Raw genomic sequence first — 11,113 nt, forward strand, 5'->3', positions numbered from 1 at the left:
ACAATCAGGCATCTGGCTGGAATTCGAATGCCACCATACTAGCAGATTATTGGTTGAGGGCGGGGGGATAAATCCACCCGCCGGGTAGGGTAACTCAGTGATGCCAATCCTGATATTCCTGCTTGCGCCGCCCAGGCGCGGTTTCCGGCATCAGGCTCAGGCCGATGGCCGACACCACGCCCAGCACCATCATGTAACCCGCCAGCCCGTAGTAGTGGCCGCCGGTCACCTGCAGGATCTTCACCGCCAACAGCCCGAGAATGCCGCTGCCGATCAGCGAGCCGATCTGCCAGATCAGCGCGATGCCGCTGCAGCGCACACGGGTGGGGAACAGCTCCGGGAAGTAGGAGGCTTGCGGCGCGTAGCACATGCTGTGGCCGAAGGTCAGCACCACGATCATGGCGATCTGCGTCACCCAGAAACTATCGAGGTTGATCGCCATAAAGAACGGCACGATGCACACCACCTGCAGCAGCGCGCCGGCGATGTATACCGGTTTGCGCCCCAGCCGATCGGAGAGGCGGCCCATCAGCGGAATGGCGAAAATCTCCAGCAGCACCGCCACGATCATCGCCTCCAGAAGAATGGTCTCGTTGAGGTGGTTGGCTTTGCCGTAGGCCAGCACGATCACCGTGAACATGGCGAAGGCGCAGGCTTCAATCAGCTTGGCGCACACCCCTTTGCCGATAAGGCCGGGGTAGCGGCGGGCCACTTCCACCACCGGCCGGCTCTCCACCGCCTTGGTGGCGCGGATTTGGGTAAACACCGGCGACTCGTCGATCTTCAGGCGAATAAACAGCCCGACGATCACCAGCAGCAGGCTGAGCAGGAACGGAATGCGCCAGCCCCAGTCCAGCATTTGCGCCGGCGACAGCACGGCGGTCAGCAGCGCGAACAACCCCGATGGCAGCAGGAAACCGGCGGGCGCGCCGATCTGTACCCAGCTGGCGTAGAAGCCGCGCCGTGGCGGCGGCGCGTATTCGGCGGTCATCAGCACCGCGCCGGCCTGCTCGCCGCCGACGCCAAAACCCTGCAGCACGCGGATAAAGATCAGCGCGAGCGGCGCCCAGATGCCGATCTGCTCATAGGTGGGCAGCAGGCCGATGCAGAAGGTGCCGAGGCCGACGATCAGGATGGTGATCACCAGCGCCTTTTTGCGGCCGACCTTGTCGCCGATGTGGCCGAACACGATGCCGCCCAGCGGACGCGCCAGGAAACCGACCGCGTAGGTGGCGAAGGCCGCCAGCGTGCTGATCAGCGGATCGGCGCTGGGGAAAAACAGCTGGCCGAAGAACAGCACCGCGGCGGTGCCGTAGGCGAAGAAATCATAGTATTCGGCGGCGGTGCCGATGGCCGAAGCGCTGGCGACGCGCCGCAGCAGCGGTTGATTGCCGGTATTGACGGCGTTATGCGTGGTGACGGTCATCGGAAACCTCCCGGTCGGTAAGCGGCAGAGCGGCGACGGCGGCTTTGGCCCCCAGGCTCAGCAGTTGATGATAAGCGTGGCTGACGGCGCGGACGAAGTCAGGCGAGTCGGGCAGATCCTGGCCGAAGACGCTGTCGAGCTGCAGCAGCGCCAGAACGCGGGGCCGGCCTTCCTCGCTGCCGGCGACCAACGCGGCGATGGGGTCGCGCAGTGGATCGCTGATGTCGATCGGCGCGCCTTGCTCATCGCGGCCGCCGACGTAGCGCATCCAGCCGGCGACGCCCAGCGCCAGGCAGTCGAAGCGGCTGCCGCGCGCCAGATGCCAGCGGATCGCGTCCAGTAGCCGCTGCGGCAGCTTTTGCGTGCCGTCCATGGCGATCTGCGCGGTGCGGTGCTTCAGCGCGCGGTTGCGGTAACGCCGCAGCAGCGAGTCGGCATACTGCGCCAAATCGACGTTCGGCACCTGCAGGGTCGGCGCCTGTTCCGCCAGCATCAGGTGACGGGCGGCGCGGACAAAATCCGCGTCCTGCATGCAGTCGCCGACGTGCTGATAACCGGCCAGATAGCCGAGATAGGCGAGGAACGAATGGCTGCCGTTCAGCATGCGCAGCTTCATCTCCTCATACGGCAGCACGTCGCTCACCAGCTCGGCGCCGACCTTTTCCCAGGCCGGTCGCCCCTGGGGAAAGCGGTCTTCAATGACCCACTGGCTGAACGGCTCGCAGGCCACGCCGACCTCATCCTCGACGCCTCCCAGCCAGGCAAGCAGTTGCCCGCGGGCTTCCTGCGTCATCGCCGGCACGATGCGATCCACCATGGTGGAAGGGAAGGCGACCTCTTGACGCACCCAGTCGGCCAGCGCCGGATCCTGCCGCTGCGCCAGCTCGAGCAGCACCTGGCGCGTGACCCGGCCGTTGGCCGGCATGTTGTCGCAGGACATCACGGCGAACGGCGGCAGCCCGCGTTCGCGGCGCAGGCGCAGCGCCGCCAGCAGCAGCCCCGGCGCCGACTGTGGCTGTGCCGGGTGGGCGATATCATGCGCGATCGCCGGGTGTTCCGCCATCAGCCGGCCGCTGGCAGGGTGGTGGCAATAGCCCTTTTCGCTGATGGTCAGCGAGACGATGGCGATCTCAGGCTGCGTCAGGGCCGCCAGCACCGCCGCCAGCCCGTCGGTTTGCAGGTGCAGCGCCTGGCGCACCACGCCGATGACCCGGCCCCGCCAGCCGTCGTCGTCCATCTCCGCCACCGAGAACAGCAGGTCCTGTTGCCGTAGGTCGGCGATCTTTTGCTGGCCGTGCTGCATGCTAATTTCGCAGTAGCCCCAATCGCTGCCGTGCTCGCTGGCCAGCCTGTCGGCGTACATCGCCTGGTGCGCTCGGTGAAACGCGCCGAAGCCGATATGCACCATGCGCAGTTTCACGCGCTCACGTGCGTAGCCGGGCCGAATAATGGCGGCCGGCAGCACGCGGTGGTCGGAAAGTCTCATGTTCAATGTCCCTGGAGAGGTAAGCAAAGGGGCGAAGCCGCCCCGCCTGGCGTTATGGTTTTAAGATTTGCACGCCCGCCGCTGCGCGCGGCGCCTTGATCACCAGCAGCACCAGCAGCGCGCCCAGCGCGGCGACGCCGCCCGCCAGCATAAAGGCGCTGTCGAATTTGCCGGTGTTCTGCACGATGTAGCCGGTGACGATCGGCCCGATGATGCCGGAGACGCTGCCGATCAAATGAATGAACCCGCTGGCGCCGCCGACCCGGGATTTATGCACCACGTCCTGGATGATCGCCCAGTAGAGGGCGCCGGTAATGTAGAGGAAGAAGATCGACACTGACATCAGCATCACCGCCGGCACCACGCTGCTGACAGTGCCTGCTAACGCTACGCACACCGCCGCCGCCAGCAGGCTGGTGACCAGCACGATCTTGCGCGACAGCAGCAATTTTCCGGTGATGTTGAAGATTTTGTCGGAAATATAGCCGCCGAGCGCCAGCCCGACGAAGCCGACGATCCACGGGATCATCGTGGTCAGACTCATCTCCTTGATGTTCAGGTTGTGCGCCTGCACCAGATACGAGGGGAACCAGCTCAGGAAGAAGAACAGAATGTAGTTGTAGCAGAAGAAAGCGAAGGCGGTGACCAGAATGATCGGCTGCTTCAGGTAGTAACCCAGCCCGTGGGCGGCGTCGCTCAGCGCGCTTCCCTCGCCGAGGTTTTCCTGTTTCAACCGCGCGATCAGCGCCCGTTCTTCGGCGCTGACGCGCTGGCTCTTCGCCGGGTTATCCGCCACCACGAAGAACCACACCAGCATCCAGACGATGCCGATGGCGCAGATGATCATAAACGCCGGCCGCCAGCCGAACGCCAGCGCCAGATAGCCGACGATCGGCCCGGCCACCGCGCCGCCCAACGGCGAACCGGCGCTGAGCAGGCCCATGGCGGTCGCCGCCTGCTTCTTCGGGAACCAGCCGTTGATCATCTTGTTGGCCGAGGCGCAGATCGGCCCTTCGGCCATGCCGAACAGGACGCGCAGGATCAGCATCGAGTAAAAACCGGTGGCGATCGCCGTCATGCCGCAGAAAATGGACCACAGACCGACCGCTACGCCCAGCACCAGCGTCGGGCCGAAACGATCGACCGCCAGCCCGCCGATGAAGTTGAAGATGGCGTAGCCGAAAAAGAAGCTGCCGAAGATCAGGCCGAACTGTTCGGCGTTCAGCATCAGATCCTGTTCGATCATCGGCACGGTGATCGACAGCGCTACGCGATCGAGGTAGTTGATCATGTAGACCATGAACAGCAGGAACACGATGGTCCAACGCAGGTTTTTAAACATAAAGCACTCCACTGGGTGTCGTTTTAATCGTGATGCTTCGTTGTTTGCACGGGCGGCGGGTGCCGCCCAATGCCCCGATGCGGCCTTGGCGTTACTCGAACTGCAGCAGCACCTTGCAGCAGGTGCGCTGATCCCGCTCGAACATCAGCATCGCCCGTTCGACGTCGTCGGCGGGCACGCAGTGGGTGAGCAGCCGCTGCGGGTCTAGCTTGCCGTCCGCCATCCAGCCGATCACCTGCGGGAAGCGCGCGCTGTTCAGGCGCGAGGAGAAGATCGACAGCTCCTTGCTGGTGATACTCTGCTGGGTCAGGGTGCAGGCGTCGCCGGAAAAGCCCATGATGCCGATGCGCGCCGCCGGCGAGGCAAGATTGATCGCCTCCGGCAAAATGGTGGGGTGACAGGCGGCATCGACGATCAGCGTCGGCTGAATGCCACGCTGCTGCAGCGCCTGCGGCAATGCGGCTTCGGCGTTGTTGAACGTCTCGTCGGCGCCGTTGGCGCGCGCCATGTCCAGCCGCTCGGCGATGCGATCGACGACCCACACCTGCTTGACGCCGTACACGCCTTTCAGCGTCTGGATCACCGTGAGCCCCATCGGCCCGGCGCCGTAGATCAGCGCGATGTCGTCGGGGCGCGGTTGCAGATGGGCGGTGATGTTGGCGGCGATGGTGAAGGGTTCGATCATCGCGGCGTGGCGATCGCTGATGGCGGGCGGAACCGGATAGGCGTTGCGAGCCGGCACGCAGGCGTAGTCGCTGAAGCCGCCGTCGCGGTGCACGCCGATCACCTGCAGCGAGGTGCAGACGTTAGGGCGGCCGACCGAACAGGGATAGCAGTGGCCGCAGCTCACCACCGGGTCTACCGAGACGCGTTCGCCGAGGCGCGCCGGATCGACGCCTTCGCCCAGCGCCTCGATCAGGCCGAAGAACTCGTGGCCGATCACCCGTGGGTAGCGGGCGAACGGGTTATGGCCGTGATAGATATGGACGTCGGAGCCGCAGATGCCGGCGAATTTCACCTTGACCCGCACTTCGCCGGCCGCCGGCTGCGGCAGCGCGCGCGTCTGCAGCGCCAGGCGCCCGGGCTGTTCGATCACGACGCTGCGCATGGTGTTTACCAGTTCCATAAGGTGCCATCCTCCAGACGCGCGACCGGCAGGTAGGCCGGTTCATACGGGTAACGGGCCGCCAGCTTCTCATCGAACTCGATGCCGATGCCCGGCTTGTCGCCCGGATGCATATAGCCGTCGTCGAACGTCCAGCTGTGCGGGAACACCTCGAGCATCTGCTCGGAATAGCCCATGTATTCCTGCACGCCGAAGTTCGGCACCCACAGATCGAAATGCAGCGCCGCCGCCATGCAGATCGGCGACAGATCGGAAGGGCCGTGGGAGCCGGTGCGCACCTGATACAGCGAGGCGAAGTCGGCGATGCGCCGCATGCCGGTAATGCCGCCCGCGTGCGTCAGAGTGGTGCGGATATAGTCGATCAGCTGCTCCTCAATCAGCTGTTTGCAGTCCCAGATGCTGTTGAACACCTCGCCGACGGCGATCGGCGTGACGGTATGCTGGCGGATCAGGCGGAAACAGGCCTGGTTTTCCGCCGGCGTCGGATCTTCCATCCAGAACAGGCGATACGGTTCGGCGCTTTTGCCGAAGCGCGCCGCTTCGATCGGCGTCAGGCGGTGGTGCATGTCGTGCAGCAGGTGCTCGTTGAAGCCGAACCTGTTGCGCACCGCGTCGAACAATTTGGGGGTGAAATCGAGGTATTTTTCCGTCGACCACAGCTGCTCTTCCGGCCCGTCGCCCTTGGTGGCCGGCTCATAGGCCAGGCCTTTGCCCTTGGCCATGCCGTAGGTGGTTTTCATGCCCGGTACGCCGCATTGAACGCGGATCGCCTTGAAGCCTTGCTCTTTATGTTTGGCGTAGTCGTCGAGCACCTCGTCGATCGAGTGGCCGGTGGTGTGGCAATACACCATCACTCCCGAGCGCGACGCGCCGCCCAACAGCTGATACAGCGGCATGTTGGCGGCCTTGGCCTTGATGTCCCACAGCGCCATGTCGACGGCGGAAATGGCCGACATGGTCACCGGGCCGCGCCGCCAGTAAGCGCCTTTGTAGAAGAATTGCCAGAGGTCTTCGATCCGCTGCGCGTCGCGGCCGATCAGCTGCGGGCAGAGGTGATCTTTCAGGTAAGAGGCCACCGACAGTTCACGCCCGTTCAGCGTGGCGTCACCGAGGCCGACGATGCCGTCATCGGTGGTGATCTTCAGCGTGACAAAGTTGCGCCCCGGGCAGGTGACGAACACCTCGGCGTTGACGATTTTCATAACCTTCACATCCTGTAGCTGCGGAGAGATAGCGCGAAAATACGTCATGAACTAACTACCATACAAGTATGAATTAATGATTTTGCCGGAGAGGATCACATTTGATCGCGAGTGGAAGCGGATAAGCGGAGGGGGGAAAAGCGGGGCGCAGCGGCTGCGCCCGACAAGGTCAGCCCAGCAGGGCGCAGTTAGGCGGCAGGCGACATTCGATGGCCTGCGGCAACACTTCGATGCGGAAATGGCGGCCTTTGAGCGGCTCGCCGTCGAGGTTGAAGGTCATCTCATGCGGCGCGTCGATCTCGAGCCACGGCAGCGCCGCGCTGAGGATGCTGTTGCTCTCTTCGTCGTTGAACAGGGCGGCGACCAGCGCCGGCAGCAGTTCATCGGCGATCAGCAGGCGCAGCTGCAGCAGGCCGTCGTTGATCAGCGCGCTGGGGCACAGTTCCTGGCCGCCGCCGGCCTGTTTGCCGTTGCCGATGCCGATCACCAGCGCTTCGCCCGCCCAGCGGAAGTCCGGCCCGCGGATTTCACAGCGGTCGGCCTGCAGCGTATCCATGCGCAGCAAGCCATGCACGAAGTAGGATACGCCGCCCAGTGCCGCCTTCAGCTTCTCCGGCGTTTCGGTGGTGATGCGGGTGCCGAAGCCGCCGGTGGCCATGTTGATGAAGTAGCGTTCGCCGTTGACCTTCGCCAGATCGATAGGCACCGAGCGGCCCTTGATCGCCAGCTGCAGCGCCTGTTCCGGCGAAGGGGGAATGTTGCAGGCCATGGCGAAGTCGTTGGCGGTGCCGAGCGGCAGAATACCGAGCGCCGGCCGGCCGTGCGCCGGCAACTGCACCAGCGCGGCGGCCACTTCGTTGATGGTGCCGTCACCGCCGCCGGCGACGACGGTGCCGACGCCGAGCTGTGCAGCTTCCGCGACATAGCGCGCGGCGTCGCCGTGCTCCCAGGTTACGCGCACGTGCAGCGTGATTTGCTCTGCGCGCAGGCGTTTGACCGCCTGACGCAGCTCTTCGTTACCTGCGCCTTTGCCGTTGATGATAAGCAGGGCTGGGGCATGTGAGTGTTGAGGCATTGCCGATCTCCTCCGGCGGAAAACCAAGAATGCCTCAAGATAAACCAGCCGCCGCCACCAGGCCATCAGAATATTCAACTAATTCCGGTTATTTCCCGGCGTTCAGTGAATATGAAGCAAGGCGAATTTATCTGGATCTTACGCGGAAATAAGCCAGGTTTTAAAGACGGGAGGATTAATCGCTGTAGCGTTATTTATATATCGAAGCGGCGTGATTATTATTATTAAAACGGATAACGGGAATAAGTTATGGAAATAGGCGCGGCAAAAAAAATAGGCGTGCCCATAAAGAAAAAGCCAGCCCAAGGGAGATTGGGCCGGCTAAGGAGGTGGTTCCTAGTATTGCTATGCAAATATTTTCGTTGTTCGTTTTAAGCAGCGTGATAGTAACCAAGCTGCGCGCACATTGATGTGATCCAATTCTAATATTTGCTAAAAATCGCCGCCGAATGGCGGCGATTCATTTTTATGCCCCGGCGCTATTTTCTTCCGCCAAATTGCGGATCAGCAACGCATAATTGAGATCGATATCCTGCGGGATCGGCAAATAAACGATATGGCCGTTGCCCGGCGCCACCTCAATCGGTTCGCCTTTCTTATTTTGCATGCTTTCGAGGGTGAACACCACGTTGCCGCCGGGCGTCATCATCTCGACGCTGTCGCCGAGCGCGAACTTATTCTTCACGTCAACTTCCGCCCAGCCATCGCGGCGCACGCCGGTGAATTCGCCGACGAACTGCTGGCGTTCGGAGAGCGAGGAGCCGTAGTCGTAATTCTGCTGCGCTTCGTGCACGTGGCGGCGCAGGAAACCCTCGGTATAGCCGCGGTGCGCCAGGCCTTCCAGCGTGGTGAGCAGGGTCGGATCGAAGGGTTTGCCGGCGGCCGCGTCGTCGATGGCGCGGCGGTAGACCTGGGCGGTGCGTGCGCAGTAGTAGAAGGACTTGGTGCGGCCTTCGATCTTCAGCGAGTGCACGCCGAGCTGCGTCAGGCGCTCCACGTGCTGGATGGCGCGCAGATCCTTGGAGTTCATGATGTAGGTGCCGTGTTCGTCTTCGAAGGCGCTCATATATTCGCCTGGCTTTTGCGCTTCAGACAGCATGAACACCTTGTCGGTCGGCGCGCCGATGCCCAACGTCGGCTCGACGGTCTGCACCGGGATCGGTTCGTGCAGGTGCACGATATTGCCGGTGTCGTCCTCTTTGCCTTCCTCCGCTTTGTACTGCCAGCGGCAAGCATTGGTGCAGGTACCCTGGTTAGGATCGCGCTTGTTGATGTAGCCGGACAGCAGGCAGCGGCCGGAGTAGGCCATGCACAGCGCGCCGTGGACGAAGATCTCCAGCTCCATGTCCGGCACTTCGGCGCGGATTTCGGCAATCTCTTCCAGCGACAGCTCGCGCGAGAGGATCACGCGGGTCAGGCCCATTTGCTTCCAGAACTTCACCGTCGCCCAGTTAACGGCGTTGGCCTGCACCGACAGGTGGATGTCCATCTGCGGGAAGGCCTCGCGCACCATCATGATAAGGCCAGGATCGGACATGATCAGCGCATCCGGACCCATATCGATAACCGGCTTCAGATCGCGCAGGAAGGTTTTCAACTTGGCGTTGTGCGGGGCGATGTTCACCACCACGTAGAATTTTTTGCCCAGCGCATGGGCTTCGTTGATGCCCTGCGCCAGATTCTCGTGGTTGAACTCGTTGTTGCGCACCCGCAGGCTGTAGCGCGGCTGGCCGGCGTAAACCGCATCGGCGCCGTAGGCGAAGGCGTAACGCATGTTTTTCAGCGTTCCGGCCGGGGAGAGAAGTTCCGGTGTAAACATAGTGTGTCTCGGTCTGATTTCAGGTCAGTATACCTCTGTCTTTCGAATTGCAGCGTTGTTGGCTGCATTCGCTCACTCCAGTCACTTGATTGACCAAGCGCCTGAAGACTCACGAACTTGCCGCCTAGCTGCCGTATGAAAGCCAGTGGGTATATCGCGCCCCAGATGGCGCAGTAAAAGCGGGGGATTGTAGCCGCAGCGCGGCAAGAAATCAGCAGTTAACCGGATTTATTCAGGGGAGATTGATCCCGGTCAAACGGAAAACGCGCGGTGGCCGCCACCGCGCGGGCGAAACGGGGATCAGGCGCTCAAATCGCGGATATCGGTGGTCGGGCCGTTTTTCGTCACCGACTGGATACCGTTTTTGGCCGCGCTTTCGGAGCTGTACATTTCGCTGACGCCGATTACCTGATGGTTCTTGGCTTTCAGCACAAAATAGGGCTGATTGCTGGCGCTGTGCTTCAGTTCGTACTGCGCTTCATGCGGCGAGTTGGTCTGCACCGAGGCGATGCCGTTCTCCGCCGAGGCTTTGCTGGCATACATCTCGCTGGCCAGAATGATCTCGCCGTTACTGGCTTTCAGGTTGAAGTGGTACTGTCCGTTCTTTGCTTTTTTCAGCTCGTAATGACCGATTGCCATGGTTCTTCTCCTGTAGGTTCCGATTCGTGATGTAAGTGTAGCCAATCGCTTGAAAATCGGCGGCTAAACCTCACAGCAGCTTAGTCGAAAAAATGCGCAGTTTTTTTGCGCCGGCGCGGAGTTTTCATTCGGTGAGCCCGCCGCCGCACGGGAAGCTAAGGAAAGGCGCGATGATTGCGCAGTGCGCCGCATAACGAGGGGAACAGGGTTTCAACCCGTGAGATAGCACGTTACTGTTTGGCCGTTTCGTGAATGTGGATAAAAAATGAGCGGTACATCTTGGCATCGACACGCTACAGGCATATGCTTTGGCCTATGCCTGCTGTGGAGGTGTCTGGATGGAAAGAATCGCAAAGCTGTTTAAAAACGGCAGAAATCAGGCGGTGAGGTTACCGGTGGAATTTGAGTTTGATACGGATCGTGTCTATATCCGTCGCGATCGGGAGGGCAACGTGATTTTATCCAAGTATCCGGCAAAGCCGGACAGCTGGGCACCGCTGCTGAGCATTATCGCTCAAACGCCGGTGCCGCAAGAGTTTCTTGGCGTGGAGGATCGTCAGCAAGGGGTTGCAGGCCGCGATCCATTCTCAGAGGAAGAGTAGGCGATGTACATGTTTGATACCAATACCGTCAGCCACTTGTTTCGGCAGCATCCGCAGGTGCTTAACATCATGGAAAAGCACCCGCCTTCTGCAGTATGCATTTCCAGCGTAACGGAGGCGGAACTGCTTTACGGTGTCGCTAAACGGCGGAACAAGGCGTTGCAAAGCGCGGTCGAGGCCTTTCTTGCCGCGGTGACGGTCTATGCATGGGATAGCGAGGCCGCCCGCTGCTACGGTGAAATGCGGGCAAACATGGAGAGAAGGGGCAAAATCATGGGCGCGCTGGATCAACTGATCGCCGCTCACGCGCAGAGCCGTGGCGCGACGCTGGTGACCAACGATCGCGCTTTTACCCTGGTGCCCGGGTTGGCGGTTGAAGACTGGACGCGCTAATTA

At 61.7% G+C, this 11,113-nt stretch carries 10 protein-coding genes; 2 read left to right on the top strand and 8 right to left on the bottom strand.

The annotated features are described in order from the left end of the window. Nucleotides 1-94 precede the first annotated feature (94 nt). The 8 genes from ACYF6X_RS02055 to ACYF6X_RS02090 all read right to left on the bottom strand — a co-directional run bounded on the left by ACYF6X_RS02055 (nucleotide 95) and on the right by ACYF6X_RS02090 (nucleotide 10,115). A complete protein-coding gene (locus ACYF6X_RS02055) occupies nucleotides 95-1,426 on the bottom strand; it encodes an MFS transporter (protein WP_060441146.1) in 1,332 nt (443 codons plus the stop codon). Then, nucleotides 1,407-2,912, bottom strand: a complete 1,506-nt coding sequence (locus ACYF6X_RS02060; protein WP_130018154.1) for a mannitol dehydrogenase family protein — start codon at nucleotides 2,910-2,912, stop codon at nucleotides 1,407-1,409. Before ACYF6X_RS02060 ends, ACYF6X_RS02055 begins: the two co-directional genes overlap by 20 nt. Nucleotides 2,913-2,964: 52 nt before the next feature. Next, complete coding sequence (locus ACYF6X_RS02065) at nucleotides 2,965-4,254, bottom strand: MFS transporter (RefSeq protein WP_130018155.1); 1,290 nt, start codon at nucleotides 4,252-4,254, stop codon at nucleotides 2,965-2,967. A 91-nt stretch (nucleotides 4,255-4,345) separates the two neighbouring features. Then, nucleotides 4,346-5,362: a Zn-dependent oxidoreductase gene (locus tag ACYF6X_RS02070; RefSeq protein WP_130018180.1), complete on the bottom strand. Its 1,017-nt coding sequence runs from the start codon at nucleotides 5,360-5,362 to the stop codon at nucleotides 4,346-4,348. Nucleotides 5,363-5,367: 5 nt separating this feature from the next. Next, entirely contained in the window at nucleotides 5,368-6,582 is a 1,215-nt protein-coding gene (gene manD / locus ACYF6X_RS02075; RefSeq protein ID WP_130018156.1) for a D-mannonate dehydratase ManD, read from the bottom strand. 169 nt (nucleotides 6,583-6,751) lie between these two features. Continuing rightward, nucleotides 6,752-7,657, bottom strand: a complete 906-nt coding sequence (gene yegS / locus ACYF6X_RS02080; protein WP_063990506.1) for a lipid kinase YegS — start codon at nucleotides 7,655-7,657, stop codon at nucleotides 6,752-6,754. A gap of 466 nt (nucleotides 7,658-8,123) precedes the next feature. Next, the gene (gene trhP, locus ACYF6X_RS02085; protein WP_063990505.1) at nucleotides 8,124-9,476 is read right to left on the bottom strand and encodes a prephenate-dependent tRNA uridine(34) hydroxylase TrhP; all 1,353 of its coding nucleotides are present in this window, start codon (nucleotides 9,474-9,476) and stop codon (nucleotides 8,124-8,126) included. Nucleotides 9,477-9,776: 300 nt separating this feature from the next. Further along, nucleotides 9,777-10,115: a YegP family protein gene (locus tag ACYF6X_RS02090; protein WP_016926703.1), complete on the bottom strand. Its 339-nt coding sequence runs from the start codon at nucleotides 10,113-10,115 to the stop codon at nucleotides 9,777-9,779. A 338-nt stretch (nucleotides 10,116-10,453) separates the two neighbouring features. Between ACYF6X_RS02090 and ACYF6X_RS02095 the strand changes: the two genes are divergently transcribed. Together ACYF6X_RS02095 and ACYF6X_RS02100 are read left to right on the top strand one after the other, a co-directional pair. Further along, nucleotides 10,454-10,717, top strand: coding sequence for an antitoxin (locus ACYF6X_RS02095; protein WP_063990504.1), 264 nt, complete (start codon nucleotides 10,454-10,456; stop codon nucleotides 10,715-10,717). A gap of 3 nt (nucleotides 10,718-10,720) precedes the next feature. Next, nucleotides 10,721-11,110: a type II toxin-antitoxin system VapC family toxin gene (locus tag ACYF6X_RS02100; RefSeq protein ID WP_130018157.1), complete on the top strand. Its 390-nt coding sequence runs from the start codon at nucleotides 10,721-10,723 to the stop codon at nucleotides 11,108-11,110. Nucleotides 11,111-11,113 lie beyond the last annotated feature (3 nt).

The organism is Serratia sp. ID 25-353 (assembly GCF_054792795.1).